Source organism: Flavobacterium pectinovorum, from assembly GCF_900142715.1.
GTDB lineage: Bacteria > Bacteroidota > Bacteroidia > Flavobacteriales > Flavobacteriaceae > Flavobacterium > Flavobacterium pectinovorum.
The window spans coordinates 1,013,623-1,037,376 of record NZ_FRBX01000001.1; the positions used below are offsets into that span (position 1 = coordinate 1,013,623).

Here is a 23,754-nt window from a genome sequence, read left to right on the forward strand (position 1 = left end):
TTAATTTTATTTGACCGTAAAAGCATAATCGTAAACAAAAATCACAGACACTTTTAATCCGTTTGAACTTGTAATACTGAACTTTCCGTTTAAATCTTTACTAAGGCCTTCCATTAGTTTCATACCAAACGAATCGTATTTTTCAATATCAATTTCTCCTTCAATCCCAACGCCATTATCGGCAATTTCAAGTAAAAACGAATCACCCTGAAAATGTTTTAGCGAGATGGTAATTTTTCCTTTTTTCTCGTCTGTAAAAGCATATTTTATGGCATTTGTAATGGCTTCATTTAAAATTAAACCAATCGGAATCGCCTGCGCAACATGCATTTCAATATATTCAACATCAACTACAAAACTGTGATTTGTATTGTAACTGTCTTTTAAATAGCTGATAAGTTCCTTTATATATTCCGGCATTTTAATGCACGAAAGCCCTTCTGACTGATACAATCGCTGGTGAATCAGCGACATCGAATTGATTCTGTTCTGGCTGTCTTTTATCGCATTTACAGCCGATTCTTCTTTTAAATAAACAGATTGTGTGTTTAATAAACTCATAACAACCTGCAAATTATTTTTTACACGATGATGTACTTCTTTCAAAAGCCATTCTTTCTCCTTTACAACATTCTGAAGGATTTTATTTTTCTTTTCAATTCTGCTTTTACTGATCTGGAGCTGTTTATTACTTTCTTTTTTGTTTTTATAACTTCTAAAAATCAATGCCGTAATAATAAGTACTAAAATTAAAACTAAACCCGCAATAAGTTTTACTACTTTATCATTTTTTATTTTAACTTTTTGAAGTTCACTTTCATTCGTTAATAATTGAATGTTTTTATCCTTTTTTGCTGTTTCGTATTTTATCTGCAGATCTGAAATCTGATAAAACTTTACATCATTAAAAATACTGTCTTTTGCTTTTTGATATTTTTTAAGATTGGCTATTGCCGAAATGTAATCCCCGGAAGCCGAATCTAATTTGAAAACCATCCTATGACTGTTAATTATCATATTAATGTCTTTGATAGAAGCACCCAATTTTTTATTGCGATCCAGATATTCTGTCGCCAGTTGATAATTTTTAGTTTTAAATAAGTGATTTACAATGTTGTCATTAATTTCAAGATTCGAAATTACGGGCAAAAGCGTTTTATTCTCTTTTTGAAGTTCTATTAGTTTATTACAATATTTATCGGCCAGTTTATACCAGCCCAAATCATCATAAACAGCGATATAACATATTTGAAGCCAGATTAAATCCCTCGCATCCTTTACCTTCAAATCTTTAACCTTTGTATCTAAAAAGTGTTTGGCTTCTTTTTTCCTTCCAAGTTTCAGTAAATCTTTAATAATGTAACTGGCATTGTAAAAAGGTAAAAATTCAGAATATAATTTTAAACTGCCATCAAAAGATTTTTGGTGGTATTTTAACGCCAGTTCATAATTCTCCATTTTATAATACGTAAGCGCCAGATTGGTATAATCTTCTGTCATATAATAGACATCCTTATTTTGTTCCCCAATTTCTATAGAGAGCAGTCCAAATTTTACAGCTTCGGTATACAAACCCAGTTTCGAATACGTTTCGGCCAATTGACTGTATAAAGTCTGATTATTGTTGCTGCCAATACTTTCATACATAGCTTTGGCTTCATTAAATTTTTGAAGAGCGGCTTTAAAATCTCCCATAAAAAAATAATGACCGCCATAATAAAGTAAAATATCGGCAATTTGTTTTTTAGATCCCCCTTTTTTAAAAGCCTGATAAGCCTTTTCAACTACTTTTATTCGTTCGCCAATCTCGCTGTCAAGACTATAATAATTGGTCAATTCCCGGTAAGCTTCGCCTTCGAGCCAGAAAATATTGTTTTTTCGTGCAATTTCAAAAACCTTCTTAAGCTCTCTTTTGCCTTTAAAAGGATTTCCGCCTTCGCGATATATTTGTGAGTATAAAATATGACTCATCCATTTTCCCTTATAAAACCTGATTTTGTCACTGATTAATTCAGCTTGTTTGGCAAAAACATAACTGCTGTCCATATCGACTCTTTCTTCACCAACTTTTGTAACATAGTATAAACTCAGTTTTTGTAATTTTAAAACACGTGTGGTATCATTTAGTTTTGTTTTTAATTCAGCTTTTATTTTATCATTTTCTTGTTTTAATAAGGGTTGCGACAAGGCAGTAAAATTCAATTGAAAAAGAAAAATTAAAAAACAGTTTTTAAGTAAATGATACATAAAGGGTAAAGTTGAATGCTGTAATTAGTTTTAATTTACTACTGCATAAATAGTTTCTGAGGCTAATAAATTTGCTTTTTCAGAAGATATAAATCTTACTACAGGATAGCAAAGCTATGTCATTTTTTGATTAATATCCTTTTGCAAAACAAGAATTTGACCATAATTATCTTTTAAATATTTCAAAACTAAAAAAGTGCACGATTAGTAAAAAAGCCAATCAAATTTTGAATTAATAAAAGCTTTAAAGATTGATTTATTATAATTGAAAATGTATATAACAGTAAAGAAAAACAAGCACAATATTAAGTAACAATTACTGAATATAATAAACGCATCATAAATTAGCGATATATCGTAAAATTTAATTAGATAAAAAATGGTAAAGAGCTTGTATTATAACTGTTTAAAACTTTAGGTATCTTTATTGAATAGGGTGTTTACGGAAATAAAAATCAACAAAGGATTTGAATATGAAAGCAGATACAATTTTATTCAACGGAAAAATACATTCCTTCAATACCAATTATAAAAACGCAACAGCGGTCGCCATTAAAGACGGGAAATTTATTGCAGTTGGCAGCGATAGCGAAATTTTAGAATATAGTGATGCAGCCACAAAATTGATAGATTTGCATCAAAAAAGAGTCGTTCCCGGACTAAATGATTCCCATATTCATTTGATTCGCGGCGGATTAAATTATAACCTTGAATTGCGTTGGGATGGAGTTCCGTCGTTAGCAGATGCAATGCGAATGTTGAAAGAACAGGTTGACAGAACACCATCGCCGCAATGGGTGCGTGTAGTAGGAGGCTGGTCTGAATTTCAGTTTGCCGAAAGACGCATGCCAACCCTTGAGGAAATTAATGCAATTGCTCCCGAAACACCCGTTTTTATATTGCATTTATACGATCGTGCCTTTATGAATCGCGCGGCATTAAAAGTAATTGGTTTTACCAAAGATACTCCGGCGCCTGCTGGAGGAGTGATCCAAAAAGATGCAAACGGAGAACCAACAGGTTTGATAATTGCTTCGCCAAATGCCATGATTTTGTATTCGACTCTGGCAAAAGGCCCAAAACTTTCATATGAACATCAGCTTAATTCGACCCGACATTTTATGAAAGAATTAAACCGTTTCGGAATCACAAGTGTTATTGATGCCGGCGGCGGATTCCAGAATTTTCCGGACGATTATAAAGTCGTAAATGAATTAAATGAAAAGAAAGAACTAACCGTTCGTATTGCCTATAATTTATTTACGCAACGCCCAAAACAAGAGTTTGAAGATTTTGATGAATGGATTCAGGAAGTAAAATTATATCAGGGCGATGATATGTACCGCCATAATGGAGCTGGGGAAATGCTGGTTTTTTCGGCAGCAGATTTTGAAGATTTTCTGCAGCCAAGACCCGATCTTCCGGAAAATATGGAAGCAGAATTAGAAAAAGTAATTCGGTTATTGGTCGCAAATCGCTGGCCTTTCAGACTTCATGCAACTTATAATGAAAGTATGACCCGTTTTTTGAATGTTTTCGAAAAAGTAAACAAAGAAATCCCATTCAATAATTTACCATGGATATTTGATCATGCCGAAACGATCGATGAACGCAATATCGAAAGAGTAAAAGCTTTGGGCGGCGGAATCGCAATTCAAAGCAGAATGGCGTATCAGGGTGAATATTTTACAGATCGTTACGGTGCAAAAGCCGCCGCAAACACACCGCCAATCAAGAAAATGCTCGAAATGGAAATTCCGGTTGGCGGAGGTTCAGATGCAACAAGAGTAAGCAGTTACAATCCGTGGGTTTCAATGTATTGGCTTACAGTTGGTAAAACCGTTGGTGGTTTGCAATTGTACAATGAAAGCCGTTTAAGCCGCGAAATTGCGTTACAGCTTTATACACAGGGAAGTGCCTGGTTTTCGCAGGAACAAAATAAAAAAGGAAATATTGAAACCGGAATGCTTGCAGATCTTGTGGTTTTGGACCGCGATTATTTTACAGTCGACGATGAAGATATTAAAAATATAGAATCGGTTCTTACAGTTGTTGACGGAAAAATTGTGTATGCAAAAGGAGATTTCTCTTCGTTTTCACCGCCATCAATTCCGATACTTCCGGACTGGTCGCCAACGAATATTTACAACGGTTATTATCACGCCGAATCGCACAACAAAAATGCCATTGATTTAAAATTGAAAAAATCAAGTTCAACTGTAAATAATGCTGCACAAATTCATTGCTGTTCCGGAAGTTGTGATATTCATGCCCACGATCATAATGCCGCACGGCTGAGTACTGTTCCGATCAATAATTACAATGCTTTTTGGGGCGCATTAGGATGCTCATGTTTTGCTTTTTAATACATTAAAAAAAATGGAAATAATTAAATTACTACTTTATTCAGATGCCGGAAGCGACATCAACAACATTGCTTTATTGGTTTTTAGAATTTTAATTGCGGTTGAATTGTTCAGGGTTCACGGAATGAAAAAATTCAGGGTCGAAAACGGAGAACGCGAGCATGTACCCAATCCGTTGCATTTGCCGGAAAAACTAAATGGTTTAGTTGCCACGTTTTCAGATACTGTTGTGCCCTTTTTTATCATTCTTGGTTTAGGGACAAGATTGTTTATTTTGCCAACAATTGGCGTTACAGCTGTTGGATATTTTGTCGTTCACAGAAAAGATTCTCTTGAAGTTAGAGATGTTCCGTACATATACACCGTCACTTTGTTGTTTTTATTAGCATTGGGCTCAGGGACTTATTCTTTAGATCATTATATTTTAAATTTACTATAAAACCAATTAAAATCATGCAAACTCAAATCGGAATCAAGCAGGAAAATTTATCAAAAATCGCACATTCATTATGTCAGATTTTGGCCGATGAATTCATTTTATACACTAAAACCAGAAAAGCACATTGGAATGTTGAAGGGGATGATTTCTATAACAAACATTTGTTTTTTGAAGAACAATACAATCAGATTGACGAAATAATCGATGGCGTTGCAGAAAGAATCAGAATGTTAGGTCATTATGCACCGGCTACATTAAAAGAATTTCTGGAATTGACACATCTTACCGAACAAACAAAAGAAAATAACGACAGTAAAGGATTCATCAAAGAGCTTTTAATAGATCATGAAAGTATTATTATACACTTACGTGAAAATATTACTGTTTATGCCAATGAATATCAGGACTTAGGAACAAGCGATTATATTACAGGTTTGATGGAAACACATGAAAAAATGGCGTGGATGTTACGCTCTCATTTAAGATAAATATTAAAATAAATAGTATGGAACAGCCTAAAAGCATTTGGTACATCACATTGCTGCTCACCACAATAGCCGGTTTTTGTGATACGCTGACTTTTGTTGCGGCAGACACTTTATTTTCTGCCCACGTAACGGGAAACTTTATTGTTTTTGCATATCAGGTCATTAACGGAAATGATATTTATGCCTGGATAAAATTATTAACGTTTCCAATATTTATTATTTCAGTAATAATTGGAGGTTATATTGCTTCAAAATCCAGCTTAAAATATAGAATATTGTTTTGGGAAGGCTGCATTTTAACACTCAGCGGATTATTGGCAGTTTTATTCCATTATCTAAAAATGGATAATTTATGGACCATGTATATCATAGCTATGTTAATCGTTTTTGCGATGGGACTGCAAAATGCTTTTGGTAAAATCTTCAGCAAAGAAACCCACGGCCCAACTACCATGATGACCGGAAATGTTACACAGGCAGCTCTTGATATTGGCACTTTATTAAAATCAAAATTTAAGGACGCCAACAGTCAGTTAAGTTTTAAAAAGCAATTTGTTACCATTGGAGGTTTTTTACTGGGCTGTTTTTTAGGCGCTATTGCCGGAAAAAAATGGGGATTGATACCTGTTTTGGTTCCGGGAATATTTATGATTTTTTGCTATTTAAAAAACAATCATATCAAAGTGGAAACAAAGTTATGAGTTAAATAACAGAGCTGCAGGTTATGTATAAAGAAAGTTGCCTTAAAAAATTTCATATACATTTTTGGTTCGTGATCCTGTTCTGGATTACGAATCAAAACCTTTTTATGCAAACCAATACCTTAAACGATCCGGTTTTTATTCATGAAATTGAGCACTCTCAAAAAACAATTGTAAAACCCAATAAAGCTTTCTTCTTTTTTGATTTCACACAGATTTCACTGGCTTTTGATATTTTAAATTATAAAGACATTAAAAAAAGTAATTTCTATCAGGAAACTGCAAAATACCATGTTGTAATAATACTCGGATTACTTTTTTTAATTTTTGTTATCATCTACAAATGTTATAGTTCTAAAAATGAAATAAATAAGGATTTAGTTTTAAAAGAGGAAAAAATTAATGAACAGAGTATAAGCCTAAAAAAACTACTTTTGGATAAAGAATGGCTGCTAAAAGAGCTTCATCATCGTGTAAAGAACAATTTGCAGGTTGTAATTAGTCTTTTAAACACCCAGTCGGCCTATCTTGAAAATAAAGATGCACTTTTAGCCATACAAGACAGTCAAAACAGGATGTTTGCGATGTCACTGATACATCAAAAACTATATCAAAACGATAATTTATCTACGATAGACATGCACTGGTACATTCCTGAACTGGTAAGTTATTTAAAAACTGTTTTTGATGCAGATCATAAAATTGCTTTTTTGTTAGATATAGATCATGTCGATTTAGATGTGGCGCAGGCAATGCCTTTAGGCCTAATTTTAAATGAAGCCATCATAAACGCCCTGAAATATGCATATCCTGAAACACACAAAGGCGAAGTGAAAATTTTGCTAAAAGAAAAGCAGGATAATTTATATCAGCTTATTATTTCGGATAATGGAGTAGGTGTTCCTGATTTTGAGTTGAAAAACAGAAACTCGCTCGGAATGAATTTAATGTACGGATTAAGCAATCAAATTGATGGTTCTTTTGAAGTCGAAAGTAAAAACGGACTTTCGATTACATTAAACTTTAAGAAAAATGGAATCAAATCATAAATAATGAAGGAGAAAATTTTAATTGTTGAGGATGAATTTATTGTTGCAAATGACTTAAAAATGATTCTGGTAAAATCAGGTTACGAAGTTTGCGGAATTGCCGCATCTGTTGAAGAAGCCCGAATTTTGATTGACGCACAAAAACCAAATTGGGTTTTACTCGATATTATTTTAAAAGGTGACCTTACGGGAATTGATCTTGCCTGGGAATTGGAAACCAAAAAAATTCCTTTTTTATACATCTCGGCCAATACCAATCATTCTATTTTAAATGCCGTAAAAGAAACCCAGCCTTATGGTTTTTTGGTAAAACCGTTTAGAGAACGTGATTTGTTTGTTATGCTGGATATTGCACGATACAAATACAGCGTAGAAAACGGAAATCTCAACAATGACATTTCTGGAAAACCTTCATCAAAGGAAAATAAAAAGATAGAAATCATTGGCAAAAACAAAAAACTACTCGATTTAATGCAAAAAATTGAGATTGTGGCGCCAACAGAAACTTCTGTAATGATTTTGGGAGAAAGCGGAACAGGAAAAGAAAAAATTGCCCGTTTAATTCATTCTTTATCGCCAAAAAAAGCAAAACCTTTGGTGGTTGTAAATTGTGCTGCATTGCCGGAATCTTTGATAGAATCAGAATTATTTGGTCATGAAAAAGGAGCTTTTACCGGAGCAGATACTGTTAGAATTGGAAAATTTGAACAAGCCAACGGAGGAACTATTTTTTTGGATGAAATAGGGGAGCTGCCGCTAGATTCGCAGGTAAAACTATTAAGGGTTTTACAGGAAAAAGAAATCGAAAGGCTTGGCGGCGAAAAAACAATCAAATTGGACGTCAGGGTTATTGCGGCCACAAACAGATGTTTGCCCTCTGAAGTTGCCGAAGGTAGATTTAGGCTGGATTTATATTATCGTTTGAATGTTTTTCCTTTAGAATTGCCAACTCTCAAAGAACGAAAAGAAGATATAGAAGATTTAGCCTATTATTTTCTCCATAAATATGCAGAGAAAGCCAAAAGAAATATCAGAATAATTTCAGATCATGCCTTGCGACAACTGCAGCAATACGACTGGCCGGGAAACATTAGAGAATTAGAACATCTGATAGAACGAAGTGTTTTACTGGCAACAGGAAATGAAATTACAGCATTTGATATTTCAAATGATATTCCGTCCATAAAAAAAGAAAATGATAACGAAATCTTATCCATGGCAGATATGGAAAAAGAGCACATTTTGAATGTTTTAAAAGCAGCCAACGGAAAAGTATTTGGCCCGGGCGGAGCGGCAGAAATGTTGAAGATTTCGCCTTCGACTTTATATTCAAAAATGAAAAAACTCAACATAAAACAAGGTTACTTTTAATAAACTAATTTTTAAATGGTAAAATATGTTTTCATTAACCCGGATATACAGCGATGACGCCGGAGAAAGTCATTTTGAAGATGTGATGATTCCGCTTATAGATAAAGGCGAAATTGGATTTCTCTCAGAATCACAGCCAGTCAAAAATATTATTTTCAGAGAAGTTCTGGCTTCATACGATTATAATTTTCATAACGCCCCGCAAAAACAATATATCATTTTGTTGGACGGCGGTGTAGAAATTGAAACTTCTTTGGGAGAAAAAAGAAGTTTTAAAACCGGAGAGATTCTTCTGGTAGAAGACACAACCGGAAAAGGACATAAAACTAAAAATATAGAAAACAAGCCCAGAAAATCTATTTTTATTACGATTTGATGATTAAGTAAATCATTATTGATCTTAAATTTACTTCTTTTCTGAAATTATAAATATGGACAAAACAGAAGCAATATTAAAATCAATTCAGGAACGCGAAAAAGAACATCATCTTTTACTTTCTTTAAGCAGCAGTTTTGTCAATGTTTCTGCCTACAATGAACTTTCTCCAATTGTAAACGGACAATTAAAAGAGGCATTATCTTTTGATTATTTTGCTATTGGAACAACAGACAGCAGCGAAAAACAATATTATTTGTTTTACCACAACGATCAGAAAATTTTTAGGGCAACCGAGAGAAAGTTGTACGATACTCAGGATGATCTTTTTAATATTGCAATGCAATCTGCAGATCCTGTTGTATTCGATAATGTTTTTTTAAACAAAAAAACAAAGTCTGATTCTTTTATAGCGAATATAAATTTGCAGGGAATACGCGAAATGGCAGCAATACCTTTGCAATACCATAAAAACAATCCTTCGGTTTTATTTCTTTTCTTTAAAAAAACACAAAATCTCGACAGAAATGCAATTCGATTGCTTAAAGGTTTGTCGATGCCTTTAGCCTTGGCGGTTTCTAATATTTTGATCAAACACAAAATAGAGAATGGAAATGTCTCTTCTCAAAAGCTATTTCAATCTATTGATGAAAGTCAGAATCAAAAAACAACTGAAATTATTGGAGAAAGCGTCCAGATCAAAAAAATAAAAACCCTGATTGGTCAGGTGGCGCCTTCAGACAGCGGAGTTTTGATTTTGGGCGAAAGCGGAACAGGAAAGGAAGTCGTAGCCCGCGAAATTCATTATAATTCATCCAGAAGGAATCAGCCAATGATTAAGGTAAATTGTGCTGCAATTCCGGTGAATCTTATCGAAAGTGAATTATTTGGACATGAAAAAGGCAGTTTTACCGGCGCGATAGAAAAAAGAATCGGAAAATTTGAACTGGCCAACAATGGTACTTTGTTTCTGGATGAAATTGGAGATCTTCCTCTGGAAATGCAGACAAAATTACTGCGCGCACTTCAGGAAAAGGAAATTGAAAGAATTGGAGGCAAAAAAGCCATAAAAATAAATGTTCGCATTATTGCCGCAACCAATCGTGATTTGCAAGTCGAAATGGCAGAAGGGCGATTTAGAAAAGACTTATTTTACAGACTAAATATATTCCCAATAATGATTCCGCCACTTCGAAACCGAAAAGATGATATCGTTGATTTGTGTTCTTATTTCCTGAATAAATATGCGCAAAATACCAATAAAAAAAATATCACATTATCTGCAAATGCTTTAAAAGCAATACAGAACCATTCCTGGCCCGGAAATATCAGAGAACTGGAAAATTGTATCGAACGAAGTATTCTTTTGTCAGAAGGGGCAATGATAAACGATGTAAGTTTTTTATCAGAGAGCGAACAAATTCTGGCGTTGAACAATTTTAATGCGTTTCAGGTAAAACCATTAAAAGAAATTGAAAAAGAATACATTCTTAAAATTATAAAAATTTGCAATGGCAGAATTTCCGGTCCAAACGGAGCTGCTGTAAAATTGGAAATTCCTTCGACAACTCTGGTTTCAAAAATGAAAAAACTCGGAATTAAAAAAGAACATTTTTCTGAATAGAAGCAAGATGTACTAAACCGATTTTTAAAATGGGTAGGTTTTAATGTAAACAATAATAAAAAAACTGGCAGTTCATTATTAAGAAGCCAGTTTATTATTTGTTAGTTTTCGGTACTAAAAACGCCATCTTTTTCTTTAAACGCCCAAACTGCCATTGCTTCGATAACCGGCAATAGACCTCTTCCGGAATTACTCAGTTTGTAGGTTACAAAAGGAGGCACGACCGGTTTTGCTTCTCTGATAACAATACCGTCTGCTTCTAACTGTTTCAAATGCTGAATCAGCATTTTTTCGGTTATAGCCGGAATTGTTCTTTTTAATTCGCTGTAACGCATGGTGCCAATCGATAAATGGTGGATAATAATGGGTTTCCAATAACCGCCAATTTTTTCCATTACATAAGTTACCGGACAAGTGTCTAAGGCATATTGCTTGTTTTCCTGTATTGTTGATGATTCTTTAATTGCTGTCATGATGCATACTTTAGGGTAAGTACTTGTATAAAAGTAAGTACAAATATACCTTTGTTTCTATAAATAAAAAACAATTTAAAGATGAAAATTATAATTACAGGTTCTTTAGGGAATATAGGAAAACCATTAGCGCAAAATTTAATTGCTTCGGGGCATGATGTTACAGTAGTAAGCAGTAGTGCTGACAGAAAATCGGATATAGAAAATTTAGGCGCAAAAGCAGCAATTGGTTCTGTTAGCGATGCTGATTTTTTGGCAGACACTTTCGCCGGAGCTGATTCCCTTTTTGCGATGACGCCACCAAATTTGGGAGGTTCGAATATAATTTCGAATACAGTAAATGCAGGAAAAGCTTTTGCAGAAGCAATTAGTAAAGCAGGAGTAAAGCGTGTTGTTATGCTAAGTAGTATTGGTGCTGATTTAGAAAAAGGAACCGGTCCGATCGCCGGATTGCACCAAATCGAAAAAATATACAATGGATTAGAAAATACAGCGGTGACTTTTTTACGTGCCGGATTCTTCTTTACTAATTTGTATAACGATGTACCAATGATTAAAGGAGCAGGGATTGTGGGAGCTAATTATCCTGCAAGTCTTAAAATACCATTTGTGCATCCAAAAGATATTGCTGCTGCTGTTGCAGAAGAATTACAAAAAGAAACATCCGGAAAAAATATCCGCTATATTATTAGCGATGTGCGTACGCCAAATGATGTTGCCAATGTTTTAGGAAACGCGATTGGTAAAACCGATTTACCGTGGATTGAATTTACAGATGAACAATCTCTACAAGGAATGACGCAAGCCGGATTGCCGGAAGAAATGGCAAGTATGTACACCGAAATGGGTTCAGGTTTAAGAAGTGAAAAAATTGCAGCGCATTTTTTAAGCAATAATTTTTCTGTTGATGGGAAAATTAAATTAGAAGATTTTGCAAAAGAATTTGCTGAAAAATTTTAATTCATAAAGTGTAGTCCCTACGGGACAAAAAACAATATGAAAAATAATGATTTTCTACCAATATGTAATCTCTCCGAGATATTACTTCGGAAGTTACTCCGCTAGGAGTTAAATATTGGTAGAAATTAATAAATGTACACAGATAAAATATCCCGTAGGGATTACATATATTGAATTAGTAATTTGAATATCTAGCAGAATATATAAACCTAATTTTGCTCGAACACTTAAAGTTATTGTTTAACATAATGTTGAAAGTCAGTCTATTAATAAGGATTTAGTAGTTTAATGCAACTAAATTGCATATTTGTGATATCAGAAATCAGCTCAATAAAAAAAGCCGTCAAATAATTAATTTGACGGCTTTTAAAATATATAATCGAATTCGTTTTTACGTTGAAAAAGTTAATCCTTTTGCTTTAAAATTACTAAACAAAGTCTGACGAGCACCGCTAACAGTTTCTTCAGTTTTGTAAATACTGCACCAAAATTTGATTTGGATTTTATATTTTCCTTCAGAAATCGAAGTGTAGTAAATTTGCGAAGGTTTGGCGTTATTTACAAGTGGAAGACTTTCCAGAGATTTGTTAATAGTTTCGTTAATGGCTTCGGGAGTTGTTTCGCCGGTTATTTCAATTGAAATATCTACCAGTTTAAAATTATCAGTATAGGTCCAGTTCGTAATATTTTGCGATAACAAATTACCATTCGGAATAATAATTTCGGCACCATTTGGCGCGTTGATTTTAGTCGTACGTAATCCCATCGATTTTACACGACCGGATTCTGAACTAATATCAATAACATCTCCAATTTGGATTGGTTTATCGAAAATCAAAATAATACCCGATACGAAGTTGTTCACCACGTTTTGAAGTCCAAGTCCAACACCGACACCTAAAGCTCCTAAAAGAATGCTTAATTTATCCAGAGGCATTCCTGAAGCGGCTACTGCCAAAAGATATCCAATGATTAAAACAACAAGTCGCGTAATAAGCAATTTTGAGTGTTGTCTTTTGTTGATGTTTTCTTCGTTTTCGTCATCAATTTCACCAAAAAAGTAAGCGACATATTTTTGAAGTAAATGCGCAACCCAGATGATGATGAAAAACAAAATAATGTTTCCTAGCGTAAAAGTGATGCTTCCAATCGTGTTTGGATGACTAAGTAAAGATCCCAACGAAGTTCGTAGCGATTCCCAGACATTTAAATTTGAAGCAATCACAACAAGCCACATGTAACTGATTACGATAATAAAAGGTTTTTTAAGCGTTTCAGATAAATGCTCGTGATCAAAAATCTTTTCGATTCCGCGTTTAACTCTTGTCGTGTAGATCTGTAAAATGATGATTTCAAGAATGATTTTCAAAAGAACACTCAATGCCACAATCTGCGTAAGCGAAATAAAAGCGGTTAAACTTAACATGTTTGAGATTGAAACTCTTCCAAAAATATTGTGCAATATCGAAAGTACATTCAGCCCGATAAAAAGAATCGTAGCCCATTTAAAAAATCCTTTGATGTATAATTGCTCTTTTAAGGTCTTAATTTGTACTAAACCATATCTTATACCCAAAATATTAATTACGATAAAAGAACAGCGTTGAAATAAGCCTACAGTAATAAATAGATCTAAGAAGCAAAGAATAAAAAACAATCCTAAAAGTAAAAGCCAGTTTCTCATCGAAACTCCAGACCATTGATTTTTGAAAAGTATCGTAAGAAGTCCCAGTAGAATCAGGTGAAGAAACTCAATAAATAATGCCGGAGCATATAAATTACCCACAACGGCAATATTAAGCCCAATTACGGCAACCGGAATGATGATACCTCGGTTTAGATATTTGAAATTAAAAAGCGATAAATTTTCAGCGTGCCCGTTTTCTTTCAGGTATTTCAAATTGCGAGAAATATACCAGCCCAGAATTCCCATAAAAAATAAAAGCGTAATTAATCCACCGGCGCGATAGCTTAGGTAATATGCCGCGACACTTTCTTCGATAATTACTTTTGCGCCGATATTTTGCGCTACTTTTTCTTTTGGCACAGAATCGTTGATGCTCCACAAAAATGGATATTCTTTTTTGCGCATGCTAATTCCAGACTGTTCGAGTTTATTGTCTACAGCAATCAAAGCATTTGATACTGCAATTTTTCTTTCTACAGTCAATCGTTTGTTGTTGTTTAAAATTCCCTGATTTTTCGTCATCAGGCTGTCTGTCGCTTTATATCTGCTTCTAAGATTGGCAAATTCTTTTTTAAATTGCTTACGGCGAATCGTATCTTTTATCAGCGTCATCAGGGCTTTATCCTTGCGCAGCTCGATAAATCGGCTCTTGATTTTTTCAAGATTCTGATTTCTCAGGTTAATCGCCGTATTTTGTTCCTCAAGTTCCAGCTGAATCTCTTTTAGAACAATGCGATACATTTGCTGGTTGCGCGCATTTGGGTTTGCGCCTTTCAGGCTGTTTAAAATTAAATCGAGTTTGCTTTGGGTTCTTTTGATTTCGCCAAACAAGTGATGACTTGCGCCATCAAAATCGGCATCGTTAAAAGCAGTTTCCATAGCGGCACTTGCTTTTTCAATCGCCATCAAATAATCGCTGTCGGTGGCGCTGTCTTCAAATAACTTTGAACGCGTTTCTTTTTTCGGAGTTTCCGTTTTTGGATTTTCTTTTTTTAAAGTGTCCGTTTGCGAGTAGGAAAGTGGTGCAAAAAACAATCCGACAAACAGAGTCAATAAAGCAATAAAACTTCTTTTTAAAATCATAATGTTTCGTGTGAATTTAGGGTTTCCAAATTTAGATTTTTTTGGTAAACTTTCGGTACAAAAATAGAAGATTTAAGGTGAAGTTTATCTTAAGATTTTGATTGAGTTATTCAAAATAAAAAAGTAAGTTTTTTTTAAGACCGTATTTTTCCTTTTTATACTCAATTTAAGAATGTAACTTTTGTGTAACTTTTTTATAAGTATATTGTAAACCAGATTTTTAAAATTAATTACTTGAATATATAATCTAATATTGAGTAAAAAAAATCCAATTCATAAAAATTGGATTTTTTGTAAGTTTAAAAAAGGCCTTTCCGGTACGAACTTATACTTTAGATTTAATTTTCTTCCTCCAAAAACAATAAACTGTTATGGAATTTATACTTGCTAAAATCCAAAGAACAGGACTGCTGAAAAAGCTATAATAACTCCTTCCATTGGGGATTTCGATAAACGGAACTGTTATTAAAGCGTCTAAAAGCAATGCAGTCAACGACATTATAATTCCGAGCAGCAATCCGTGCAGTTTTATTCCGTTTTTATAATAAAATAATGCACTTTCATTAGCGTATAATACAATGAATATCATAACTATTACAGCTTGTGATTTAAAGAAACCATTTATTAAAGGAACAAAGCCTAAAATATAAAAAGAAACACTTACGGAAAGCCATACAAAGATACCAGGCAGCAGAATTTTAAGATACTTCATCAGAATAAAATTAGACGTTTACAGCATTCCAGATTCCAGTTTTTGCTGCTTCTTTTGCATAGGCTGAAAAGTCAGTAGCTTTACGTCCAAGCACCTTTTCAATGTCATTTGTTACCGAAGAATTTCTTCCGTCTAAAACCTGTTCAAATAGATAATTAATCAGCCAAATATGATCTTCCGGAACCTGATATTCCTGTAACATTTGGGTATATTCTTCTAAACTTAATGCCTGAAATTCAATTTTTTTATTGCTGGCTGCTGCAATTTTAGCAACAGCTTGCGGGAATGTTAATAGTTCCGGACCTGTAAGTTCGTAGGTCTGACCGTTGTGTTTATCCTGCAAAAGACATGCTGTAACAACATCGGCAATGTCATTGGCATCACTAAAAGGTTCAAGCGCTTCTGCTCTTGGCAATGCAACAAAACCGGACAATATCGGGTCTAGAAAGAAGCTTTCGCTAAAGTTTTGATTGAACCAGCTTGCTCTGACAATCGTCCAGTTTTTGGCTGTATTTTTTACTATTTCTTCACAAACCTGCGCCTCTTTTTCGCCCCTTCCGGATAGTAAAACCATTTTCTGAACGCCTAGTTTTGAGGCTAAAAAGGTAAATTTCTGAATGATTTCTGCCGCCGAGGGAACTGCTAAATCGGGTTGAAAAGTAATATAAACGGCATCTGTGCCAGTTAAAACAGCGTTCCATGTTTCAGGATTTTCCCAGTCAAAAGGTGTTTCTGCAGTACGAGAGCCTATTTTAATTTCGACATTTTTATTGTTTTGTAAGCGTTCAATTACACGGCTTCCTGTTTTTCCGTTAGCTCCAAGAACTAAAATTTTCTGTGTTTTCATATCAATATTTTTTAAAGTGAATACTGATACAAAGGTGTTTAGTAATGAATCAAATCATTTGTTGCAAAAGAATTATGATTTGTTTGAAAAGCATTTTTGTCTGACGTCATTTGGGCGGGTTCCAAATTTTTTAAAGAAGGCATTGGAGAAAGAACTGAGGCTTTCATAACCTACATCCCAAGCTGCTTCCTGGACTGTTTTGTCAGTATTTTGCAAAAGTTCATAAGCTTTGTTTAGTCGCTCTTCCTGAATGTATTTGAAAACCGGAATGCCAAATAACTCCTTAAAGTTCTTTTTTAACTTGTTGCTGTTAAGTCCAACCATTTTAGAGAGTTGTGTAATCGATGGCGGTTGCGAATAGTTATGCGTTACGATTTCTTTGGCCTGAAATAATTTGTTTTTATCTTTTTCCGAAAAATCACTTTTTTGATCGCTTGACAGTAATCCATAAAAGTGAGAAAGAAGCTCGTTTATCTGGCTTTTCAAAAATAGTAATCTCGTATTTCCGGTATAAGTTGTATTGAAGATTTTTTGAACCGCAAGCTGCATATCAAGGGTCATATAAAACGAAGGACCTTTTACAAAATGTTCTTTCGGATTTAATAAATCGGGCAAATGTTTCTCAAAAATCTCTTTTTCTGCCTGAGATAATAAGTGCATGTTTTTTAGTTTAGAAAAAATACTAATCGACTGTAAAGGTTTGTCTGGTTCAATTTTATGAGAGAATTCTACCTTCTGATTTCCAAAAAAACAAATCGCCAAACCGGTTGTATTGGTCAGGTATTTGGTTTGCTGGTTGTGTTTTATTTCCAATTCGACATTTCCCGAACCATAAAAAGCAAATCCTACGGCATCACCATCAATTTCACATTTCTGGATGAATGTTTTTTCGGCATTCGATTGTTCAATCAAAACAATAAAATCATTCAATTCGATAATATCTGTTGTCATTGTTGGGCTTGTTTTGAATTAAAATTGATTTTAATCTTATGATTTGGTGGAATTTGCAATGCTAATATAAATATATTTTGAAGACGCCCAGATCTTTAAAAATGACTTTTTTTCATTTTTTGATGTTTCAAAATAGCATAGTTGATGTTTCATTCTATAAAATGAAACCTATTTGTAAGATTTTGTTTAAGAGTTATTTATAATTTAGGGGAACCAAAAATGAAGTGTTGACCGGACTGTTTCAACTCTGTTTGTATTGTTTTGAGGATTTAAATTTAACCTAATTATTAAATACAAAATAATATTTATGTCTCTTCCCAACGAATTATATAACTCAAAATTTGCCGAATATATAGAATCCCTAAAGATCTTGTATTTGATAGATGATAAATTTAAAACCATGTGTGATGATTATTGTGATAGTAAAGCAAATACTGAAAAATACAGGAAAAAGTTTGAAAAAGACTTTCGCCATAAATTAGAATTCGAAAATTTATCAAAAGAATTAGAAGAAGAAATACTTATTTATCTTATCAGAAAAGAATAATACAGACCCATAATCAAGAATTGAAAATCAAATCAAAGAATAAAATAAATTATGAAAAAAGGACTTTTTATAATAGTGGTATTTAGTACTGTTTTTATTGTTTTATCCTGTAAAAAGGACAAAAAAGATGAAAATTTTGCCCAAATAGTAAAATCAACCACTTCAGATTCAATTGCAGCAACAGATATTGGATGGCCGCGCGAGGTAAGCCTTAATGGATCAAAACTGGTTTATTATCAGCCACAAGTGGATCAATGGAAAGATTTTAAGGAAATAACAGCAGATGTGGCCTTTTCTCTTACTCCAAAAGGAGGGAAAGAGGTTTTGGGCGTTGCTTCTATGAAATCAGAAACGCTGGTAGATAAAGATACCAGAAATGTGTTTCTTAAAAATGTGACAGTTACAGACGTGAGATTTCCTGCTCTTGATGAAAAATCAGAACCTCAGATGGAAAAACTCTTCAAAGAACTGATTCCAAAAGGAGGAAACCCAATTGCCTTAGATCGTATTATGGCAGATTTAAGCCATACCAACAATCCGCCAAAAGGTGTGGCTGTAAAAAATGACCCTCCGGAGATTTTTTACAGTGCTAATCCATCTATTTTACTGATTGTTCAGGGCGAACCCGTTTTGGCCCCAATAGAAAAAACAAACCTGAGTTATGTGGTAAATACAAACTGGGATTTGTTTTTTGATAAACCTTCAAAAAAATACTATTTATTGGTAGAAAATGTATGGCTTACTGCCACAGATTTAAAAGGAAAATGGGCAAAAACACAAAGCCTGCCAAAGGAAATGAGTAAGTTACCTTCGGGCCAAAATTTTGATGATGTCAAAAAAGTGGTTCCGCCTCCAGCGGCAAATGTAAATTTGGAGGTTTTCTTTAGCAACAAACCAGCAGAACTTATTGCAGTAAATGGCGCTCCCAAATTTGTAAAAATACCGGGAACACAACTGATGTATATTGATAATACGGATAATGATGTTTTTGCCGATGAAAAAGACGGACAATATTATGTTCTGCTATCAGGAAGATGGTTTAAATCTAAAGAATTAACCGGGCCATGGAGTTATGCCACGACTAGTTTACCTGCAGATTTTGCAAAAATCCCAAAAGATTCTCCCCGTGCAAGCGTATTACCTTCCGTACCCGGAACTCAGGAGGCGTCTGATGCCGTATTATTGGCTCAGGTACCTACAACGGCAATCGTAAAAAAAGCTGATGCCGAAGCTAAAGCAAAAGTAAATTATGATGGAACTCCTCAGTTTAAGCCAATTGAGGGAACGTCGCTTCAATATGCGAGCAATACGCAGGAAAAAGTAATAAAGGTTGGAGATTTGTATTATCTGTGTTTTCAGGCAGTTTGGTTTATGTCTACAACGCCAAACGGTCCCTGGAAAGTTACAAATTCAGTTCCCACAGAGATTTATACTATTCCGCCTAGCTCTCCGGTTTATAATGTTACGTATGTTACCCAGACAAATGTTACAGATACAACCGTAGAAAGCAGTACAACAGCAGGTTATTTTGGCGCTTTTATTGTTGGAGCTATGTTTGGAGCTATATTGACTTACGGAACAGGGTTTTACTATCCGCCGTATTTTTATTATGGTCCAATGTATCCAATCTATCGTCCATGGCCTTGTACGTACGGTGTTGGAGCAGTTTATAACCCCTGGACAGGCGGCTGGGCGGCTGGAAGAGCAGTTTATGGCCCATACGGATCGGCAGGAAGTGCTGCATGGTACAATCCTGCAACCGGAAGATATGGACGTGCAGCGAGCGTACAAGGCTGGTATGGAGGTCGTACGGTGGCGCATTCTTATAATCCGTGGACAGGAAATTACGGTGCTACAGCGCAGGGGCATAATGCGTATGCACAATGGGGACATTCTGCAGCGTCAAATGGACACGATTGGGTGCAGTCTGGACACGTAACCACAAGAAGGGGAACTGTAGTTGGTTATCAAACTTCGGGAGGAAAAGAGGGTGTAATTACGCATCACAGAGGTGGAGGAACTACTGTACGTACGGATAATGGACTATATGCCGGACATGACGGTCATGTCTATAAAAAAGACGCCAACGGGAACTGGAGCCATTATAATAACGGAAACGGAGGCTGGACTCAGGCCGGAACTTTAGGATCTACACAACATTCGGGAGATAAAATTCAGAATGCGGGAAATAAAATTCAAAATAATAATCTGCAAAAACAAGACAGAGTTTTAGGTGAACCCAATAAACCACTTGGCGAAGCAGGTCATTCCAATACAATTGATGGTCTTAATCATTCTGATTTTGCAAGGGACAGAGGAGAAACACAAACTCGAAATTTTCAAAATTTACAGCGAAGCGGCGGAGTCAATGGCGGCGGATTTAGAAATGGTGGAGGTTTTAGAGGCGGAGGCGGTTTTAGAGGACGCAGATAAAAATATTTTATACTTTATTTTGGTTAGGTTAGTTATTGGCAACAGAGTTTAGAATTTCATCTTCTAAACTCTGTTTTTTTTAATTTATATCTGTTGAAATTCAACGTATTTCAATATAGCCCACGGTTTCAACCGTGGGAGACGTATGATAAACACATCACGAACATCTCATGAAAACGCAATAAAGAAAAACATAACGTGATAATGGATTGCGCTCCAACGGTTGAAATGGTTGGCTATGTTATTGGTTTTTAAGATGTTTAATTATTTCTAAGCTCCAATTCAGCAATAATCTGTTTTTTCATTGTAGTATGAACATAATCTTTTGCTTCTGCGTACGAAACATTGTATTTGCGTTTAATATCTTGTAAATGAATAGGAAAAGGAGCAAGGATTTTATCATAGTAAACATCAAGTTCGCTTTCATTTGGCATTTCAAACTTTAATCTTATTTGAAATCTCCTCAATAAAGCGGTATCAATGTTATGATAATGGTTTGTTGCACAGATAAGTAAGCTCTCGCTTGGAAAATAATCCATCAACTGAATAATGGTATTTACGAGACGTTTCATTTCTGCAACATCTTTGTCTTCGCTGTCTCGGCTTTTTCCTATCTGGTCAAATTCATCTAAAAATAAAACTGCTTTTTCGCGAATTGCTTTGTCAAAAATAGCTTTTACATTTTTAGAAGTTTCTCCAATTCGCGCATTAATTAAAGTACTTAAATTGATGATGACGATATTTTTGTTTAAAGCCGTAGCAATCGCTTTTGCAGTTGTCGTCTTGCCACAACCGGAATGCCCGTGTAGCAGTATCTTATTGTCAACCTGAAGATTATATTTTTTTAATTCGTCAAGATATTGATGCTCTTTAATGGTTTGCAATAAGGCAGCTTTGTTTTCATCACTAAAAAGCAAATCATTCAAAGCAATTTTTTCAGTATCGTTTACGGTTAGTTCGTATAGATTCATTTGGATTTTATTTGCTGCAAAATTAGATTTTATTCTGCAATATTCTCATTCCAGATTTCTTTTCCTAAAAACCGATTTCCAAAGATAGAAGTTCCTATTCTTACCAAATTGGAACCTTCGGCTATAGCCAATTCCAAATCCTGTGACATTCCCATTGAAAGCTTTAAATCAGTTATTCCGGTTGTTTTTTCAGCATAAATGTCATCTCTGATTTCTTTTAAAAGGCGAAGTGACGGCAGCATTTTTTCTTTTTCTACATCTAATAAACCAATTGTCATTAATCCTTTGATTTTTAAAGTTTCATACTTTTTTATTTCTTTGATAAAAGGAATTACTTCTGCAGGGGATAATCCAAATTTACTTTCTTCAAATGACGTATTGACTTGTATAAAAACATCCAGATTTCTGTTTTCTTTTTGCAATTGTTTGTGTAATTCCTCTGCAAGGTTCAAACGGTCTAAAGACTGAATGCAGGTTACGTATTTCAACACGTCTTTTATTTTGTTGGTTTGCAAATGCCCAATAAAATGCCGTTCGATATTTAAATCCTTTAATTCAGCATCTTTATCGCGGAATTCCTGCATTTTATTTTCCCCAATTAAGCTTTCTCCGGCTTCAATTGCAATTCTGATTTTTGCTGCAGGAACAGTTTTAGTTGCCAGTAAAAGCTGAACATCTGATGCTTTTCTGCCAGAAGCTTTACAGGCATTTTCGATGCGGGCGTGAACCTGTTTCAAATTATATAGGATATTCTCTTTCATAACGCAAAATTACAAATCATCTGGAACGTGTTTATGATCCAGTTTGTACTATTTTATACAGTCCAGTTTTGAGGTGATTTTTCTGTTTTAAAAATTATTGCTGGACCAGTAATCGCTTATAAATGATAAAACTGGATGATTTAATGGTTAGGTATCCTGACTAATTTTGTCTCAGAAAATAAGTTTAACTAAAAACAAATCAAATGAGTAAATCAATTTTTTATCACGCAGGCTGCCCGGTTTGTGTAAGCGCAGAACACGACATTTTAAATTTAGTTAAAGATGTTGAAGTAGTTAATATTGGAGAAGACAGATTCCGAATTGCCGAAGCTCAAAAAGCAGGTATACAATCTGTTCCGGCTTTGGTAACGCCAAACGGAAATGTATTGCATATTAATTTTGGTGCGTCAATGGCAGATGTAATCGGGTAAATAAAATACCTCTCTGGACAATTTCAGAGAGGTTTTTATATCATTTTAACAAAAATAAATTATTAGAAATATATAAATATAACATTATGAAAGTAGCAGTATGGGATACTTATGTAACCCGAAAAGACGGAAAAGTGATGCATTTTGATATTCTTGTTGACGAAAATACAACCGATACAAAACAGGTTTTTGAATATGGGAAAAGTTACCTTAAAACTGTTTTACAAGACGGTCAGCCTTTGACTTCAAACGAATGCAGATTTTGTCACATCGATAAAGCTCCAGAGGAAATTGAAAATCAGATTCTTAAAAATGGATTTTCGATTATTGAAATGGAGAATTGTTATTAATTTAATTGCTTATGTTTTAAAATCTGCGTGAAATAAAAATCTTTTTAATCCTATAATCTGTGGCTAAAGCTCCAGCGGATTAATCTTGTAGACTGGAAGTTTGGGGGCTTTCAGTCTATTTTATTTGTTATTATTATGAAAAATATTTTTGATTTAGAGATTCAAAACAGCAATGTTGAAGGGAAAATTGTGACAGGATTTGAACGGTTGTCTCAGGTTTTCAAGGTTTTGTTGTGGGAAAAGGCAAAGAAATATGATTTGAGCCCAATACAGATTCAGATTTTGATATTTATAAAGTACCATTCTAAAAACAAATCGACTGTAAGTTATCTGGCGAAAGAATTTAATTTAACCAAAGCCACTGTAAGCGATACGATTAAGATTTTGGAACACAAACAATATATATCGAAAGAAATACAGCCTGACGATTCCAGAAGTTACACAGTTGCATTAACGCCGAAAGGCCTGGAAATGGTGCTTTTAATCGAAGACTTTACAGATCCGTTATACGATATCGTGGCTTCAACAAGTAAAAATGATAAATTGATTTTGTGGAGAACTATTAGTTCGTTACTTCAGCAATTGAACCATTTGCAGATTATTAATCTTCAGAATACGTGTTCTAATTGTCATTATTATTCTGAAGAAAATAAAGCAAAATATTGTCAGTTGATGAATATCAAATTAGAATCAAATGATATTAGAATAGATTGTTCGGATCATAAACCTACTATCTGGACACAAATAGTATAATCAATTTTAAACACAAATTATACGAATTTGCACAAATTTCAATACTTAGCTTTAGTTTGTGAAATTAATTTAACGAACGAAAATTAGTAGCAATTAGTGAAATTCGTGTTGTTTTTATACTTATGTTCTCGCAG

The 23,754-nt window shown here is 34.3% G+C and carries 22 protein-coding genes; 14 read left to right on the forward strand and 8 right to left on the reverse strand.

What is annotated here, in order from left to right; all coding sequences use genetic code 11:
• Positions 1-6: 6 nt before the first annotated feature.
• Positions 7-2,247, reverse strand: coding sequence for a tetratricopeptide repeat-containing sensor histidine kinase (locus BUE22_RS04255; RefSeq protein WP_073393855.1), 2,241 nt, complete (start codon positions 2,245-2,247; stop codon positions 7-9).
• A 473-nt stretch (positions 2,248-2,720) separates the two neighbouring features.
• On the opposite strand from BUE22_RS04255, the gene BUE22_RS04260 reads away from it, so the two are divergent.
• The 8 genes from BUE22_RS04260 to BUE22_RS04295 all read left to right on the forward strand — a co-directional run bounded on the left by BUE22_RS04260 (position 2,721) and on the right by BUE22_RS04295 (position 10,661).
• On the forward strand, positions 2,721-4,613 hold the full coding sequence (locus BUE22_RS04260) for an amidohydrolase (protein ID WP_073393856.1): 1,893 nt from the start codon (positions 2,721-2,723) through the stop codon (positions 4,611-4,613).
• A 13-nt stretch (positions 4,614-4,626) separates the two neighbouring features.
• On the forward strand, positions 4,627-5,052 hold the full coding sequence (locus BUE22_RS04265) for a DoxX family protein (RefSeq protein ID WP_073394270.1): 426 nt from the start codon (positions 4,627-4,629) through the stop codon (positions 5,050-5,052).
• A 14-nt stretch (positions 5,053-5,066) separates the two neighbouring features.
• The gene (locus BUE22_RS04270; protein ID WP_073393857.1) at positions 5,067-5,540 is read left to right on the forward strand and encodes a Dps family protein; all 474 of its coding nucleotides are present in this window, start codon (positions 5,067-5,069) and stop codon (positions 5,538-5,540) included.
• A gap of 17 nt (positions 5,541-5,557) precedes the next feature.
• Positions 5,558-6,241, forward strand: a complete 684-nt coding sequence (locus BUE22_RS04275; protein ID WP_073393858.1) for a YoaK family protein — start codon at positions 5,558-5,560, stop codon at positions 6,239-6,241.
• Between the two features lie 107 nt (positions 6,242-6,348).
• Positions 6,349-7,290: a sensor histidine kinase gene (locus tag BUE22_RS04280; protein WP_073393859.1), complete on the forward strand. Its 942-nt coding sequence runs from the start codon at positions 6,349-6,351 to the stop codon at positions 7,288-7,290.
• A 3-nt stretch (positions 7,291-7,293) separates the two neighbouring features.
• The gene (locus BUE22_RS04285) at positions 7,294-8,661 is read left to right on the forward strand and encodes a sigma-54-dependent transcriptional regulator (RefSeq protein ID WP_073393860.1); all 1,368 of its coding nucleotides are present in this window, start codon (positions 7,294-7,296) and stop codon (positions 8,659-8,661) included.
• A gap of 25 nt (positions 8,662-8,686) precedes the next feature.
• Positions 8,687-9,037: a cupin domain-containing protein gene (locus tag BUE22_RS04290; protein WP_042564502.1), complete on the forward strand. Its 351-nt coding sequence runs from the start codon at positions 8,687-8,689 to the stop codon at positions 9,035-9,037.
• A 55-nt stretch (positions 9,038-9,092) separates the two neighbouring features.
• The gene (locus BUE22_RS04295) at positions 9,093-10,661 is read left to right on the forward strand and encodes a sigma-54-dependent Fis family transcriptional regulator (RefSeq protein WP_073393861.1); all 1,569 of its coding nucleotides are present in this window, start codon (positions 9,093-9,095) and stop codon (positions 10,659-10,661) included.
• 101 nt (positions 10,662-10,762) lie between these two features.
• On the opposite strand, the gene BUE22_RS04300 is transcribed toward BUE22_RS04295, so the two are convergent.
• Positions 10,763-11,134 carry a winged helix-turn-helix transcriptional regulator gene (locus BUE22_RS04300; RefSeq protein ID WP_073393862.1) on the reverse strand — a complete coding sequence of 124 codons (372 nt, stop codon included), beginning with the start codon at positions 11,132-11,134 and terminating at the stop codon, positions 10,763-10,765.
• A gap of 81 nt (positions 11,135-11,215) precedes the next feature.
• Between BUE22_RS04300 and BUE22_RS04305 the strand changes: the two genes are divergently transcribed.
• Positions 11,216-12,094 (forward strand): NmrA family NAD(P)-binding protein, encoded by an 879-nt coding sequence (locus BUE22_RS04305; RefSeq protein ID WP_073393863.1) that lies wholly within the window; start codon positions 11,216-11,218, stop codon positions 12,092-12,094.
• 391 nt (positions 12,095-12,485) lie between these two features.
• On the opposite strand, the gene BUE22_RS04310 is transcribed toward BUE22_RS04305, so the two are convergent.
• The 4 genes from BUE22_RS04310 to BUE22_RS04325 all read right to left on the reverse strand — a co-directional run bounded on the left by BUE22_RS04310 (position 12,486) and on the right by BUE22_RS04325 (position 17,374).
• Positions 12,486-14,864, reverse strand: a complete 2,379-nt coding sequence (locus BUE22_RS04310) for a mechanosensitive ion channel family protein (RefSeq protein WP_084540203.1) — start codon at positions 14,862-14,864, stop codon at positions 12,486-12,488.
• Between the two features lie 325 nt (positions 14,865-15,189).
• A complete protein-coding gene (locus tag BUE22_RS04315) occupies positions 15,190-15,576 on the reverse strand; it encodes a DUF5367 family protein (protein ID WP_073393864.1) in 387 nt (128 codons plus the stop codon).
• A gap of 10 nt (positions 15,577-15,586) precedes the next feature.
• Positions 15,587-16,423: an NAD(P)H-binding protein gene (locus BUE22_RS04320; RefSeq protein ID WP_073393865.1), complete on the reverse strand. Its 837-nt coding sequence runs from the start codon at positions 16,421-16,423 to the stop codon at positions 15,587-15,589.
• Between the two features lie 72 nt (positions 16,424-16,495).
• Positions 16,496-17,374 carry a helix-turn-helix domain-containing protein gene (locus BUE22_RS04325; RefSeq protein WP_073393866.1) on the reverse strand — a complete coding sequence of 293 codons (879 nt, stop codon included), beginning with the start codon at positions 17,372-17,374 and terminating at the stop codon, positions 16,496-16,498.
• 307 nt (positions 17,375-17,681) lie between these two features.
• Here BUE22_RS04325 and BUE22_RS04330 point away from each other — a divergent pair, with 307 nt between their 5' ends.
• Positions 17,682-17,921, forward strand: a complete 240-nt coding sequence (locus BUE22_RS04330) for a hypothetical protein (RefSeq protein ID WP_042564509.1) — start codon at positions 17,682-17,684, stop codon at positions 17,919-17,921.
• 51 nt (positions 17,922-17,972) lie between these two features.
• Positions 17,973-20,354 (forward strand): hypothetical protein, encoded by a 2,382-nt coding sequence (locus tag BUE22_RS04335; RefSeq protein ID WP_073393867.1) that lies wholly within the window; start codon positions 17,973-17,975, stop codon positions 20,352-20,354.
• 260 nt (positions 20,355-20,614) lie between these two features.
• Here BUE22_RS04335 and BUE22_RS04340 read toward each other — a convergent pair whose 3' ends face one another.
• Both BUE22_RS04340 and BUE22_RS04345 read right to left on the reverse strand, forming a co-directional pair.
• Complete coding sequence (locus BUE22_RS04340) at positions 20,615-21,325, reverse strand: AAA family ATPase (RefSeq protein ID WP_073393868.1); 711 nt, start codon at positions 21,323-21,325, stop codon at positions 20,615-20,617.
• A 29-nt stretch (positions 21,326-21,354) separates the two neighbouring features.
• On the reverse strand, positions 21,355-22,086 hold the full coding sequence (locus BUE22_RS04345) for a YggS family pyridoxal phosphate-dependent enzyme (protein ID WP_073393869.1): 732 nt from the start codon (positions 22,084-22,086) through the stop codon (positions 21,355-21,357).
• A gap of 203 nt (positions 22,087-22,289) precedes the next feature.
• On the opposite strand from BUE22_RS04345, the gene BUE22_RS04350 reads away from it, so the two are divergent.
• From BUE22_RS04350 to BUE22_RS04360, 3 genes are all read left to right on the forward strand, one after another.
• Positions 22,290-22,517 (forward strand): thioredoxin domain-containing protein, encoded by a 228-nt coding sequence (locus tag BUE22_RS04350; RefSeq protein WP_042564512.1) that lies wholly within the window; start codon positions 22,290-22,292, stop codon positions 22,515-22,517.
• 86 nt (positions 22,518-22,603) lie between these two features.
• Positions 22,604-22,867, forward strand: coding sequence for a DUF2024 family protein (locus tag BUE22_RS04355; RefSeq protein ID WP_073393870.1), 264 nt, complete (start codon positions 22,604-22,606; stop codon positions 22,865-22,867).
• A 135-nt stretch (positions 22,868-23,002) separates the two neighbouring features.
• The gene (locus BUE22_RS04360) at positions 23,003-23,620 is read left to right on the forward strand and encodes a MarR family winged helix-turn-helix transcriptional regulator (RefSeq protein ID WP_073393871.1); all 618 of its coding nucleotides are present in this window, start codon (positions 23,003-23,005) and stop codon (positions 23,618-23,620) included.
• Positions 23,621-23,754 lie beyond the last annotated feature (134 nt).

Excerpts from the sequence above, each read along its gene's own strand:
- BUE22_RS04310 (WP_084540203.1), bottom strand. The coding sequence starts at position 14,864 with ATGATTTTAAAAAGAAGTTTTATTGCTTTATTGACTCTGTTTGTCGGA.
- BUE22_RS04300 (WP_073393862.1), bottom strand. The coding sequence starts at position 11,134 with ATGACAGCAATTAAAGAATCATCAACAATACAGGAAAACAAGCAATAT.
- BUE22_RS04335 (WP_073393867.1), top strand. The coding sequence starts at position 17,973 with ATGAAAAAAGGACTTTTTATAATAGTGGTATTTAGTACTGTTTTTATT.
- BUE22_RS04260 (WP_073393856.1), top strand. The coding sequence starts at position 2,721 with ATGAAAGCAGATACAATTTTATTCAACGGAAAAATACATTCCTTCAAT.
- BUE22_RS04315 (WP_073393864.1), bottom strand. The coding sequence starts at position 15,576 with ATGAAGTATCTTAAAATTCTGCTGCCTGGTATCTTTGTATGGCTTTCC.
- BUE22_RS04275 (WP_073393858.1), top strand. The coding sequence starts at position 5,558 with ATGGAACAGCCTAAAAGCATTTGGTACATCACATTGCTGCTCACCACA.
- BUE22_RS04270 (WP_073393857.1), top strand. The coding sequence starts at position 5,067 with ATGCAAACTCAAATCGGAATCAAGCAGGAAAATTTATCAAAAATCGCA.
- BUE22_RS04355 (WP_073393870.1), top strand. The coding sequence starts at position 22,604 with ATGAAAGTAGCAGTATGGGATACTTATGTAACCCGAAAAGACGGAAAA.
- BUE22_RS04280 (WP_073393859.1), top strand. The coding sequence starts at position 6,349 with ATGCAAACCAATACCTTAAACGATCCGGTTTTTATTCATGAAATTGAG.
- BUE22_RS04325 (WP_073393866.1), bottom strand. The coding sequence starts at position 17,374 with ATGACAACAGATATTATCGAATTGAATGATTTTATTGTTTTGATTGAA.
- BUE22_RS04295 (WP_073393861.1), top strand. The coding sequence starts at position 9,093 with ATGGACAAAACAGAAGCAATATTAAAATCAATTCAGGAACGCGAAAAA.
- BUE22_RS04290 (WP_042564502.1), top strand. The coding sequence starts at position 8,687 with ATGTTTTCATTAACCCGGATATACAGCGATGACGCCGGAGAAAGTCAT.
- BUE22_RS04345 (WP_073393869.1), bottom strand. The coding sequence starts at position 22,086 with ATGAAAGAGAATATCCTATATAATTTGAAACAGGTTCACGCCCGCATC.
- BUE22_RS04285 (WP_073393860.1), top strand. The coding sequence starts at position 7,294 with ATGAAGGAGAAAATTTTAATTGTTGAGGATGAATTTATTGTTGCAAAT.
- BUE22_RS04340 (WP_073393868.1), bottom strand. The coding sequence starts at position 21,325 with ATGAATCTATACGAACTAACCGTAAACGATACTGAAAAAATTGCTTTG.
- BUE22_RS04330 (WP_042564509.1), top strand. The coding sequence starts at position 17,682 with ATGTCTCTTCCCAACGAATTATATAACTCAAAATTTGCCGAATATATA.
- BUE22_RS04265 (WP_073394270.1), top strand. The coding sequence starts at position 4,627 with ATGGAAATAATTAAATTACTACTTTATTCAGATGCCGGAAGCGACATC.
- BUE22_RS04305 (WP_073393863.1), top strand. The coding sequence starts at position 11,216 with ATGAAAATTATAATTACAGGTTCTTTAGGGAATATAGGAAAACCATTA.
- BUE22_RS04320 (WP_073393865.1), bottom strand. The coding sequence starts at position 16,423 with ATGAAAACACAGAAAATTTTAGTTCTTGGAGCTAACGGAAAAACAGGA.
- BUE22_RS04360 (WP_073393871.1), top strand. The coding sequence starts at position 23,003 with ATGAAAAATATTTTTGATTTAGAGATTCAAAACAGCAATGTTGAAGGG.
- BUE22_RS04350 (WP_042564512.1), top strand. The coding sequence starts at position 22,290 with ATGAGTAAATCAATTTTTTATCACGCAGGCTGCCCGGTTTGTGTAAGC.
- BUE22_RS04255 (WP_073393855.1), bottom strand. The coding sequence starts at position 2,247 with ATGTATCATTTACTTAAAAACTGTTTTTTAATTTTTCTTTTTCAATTG.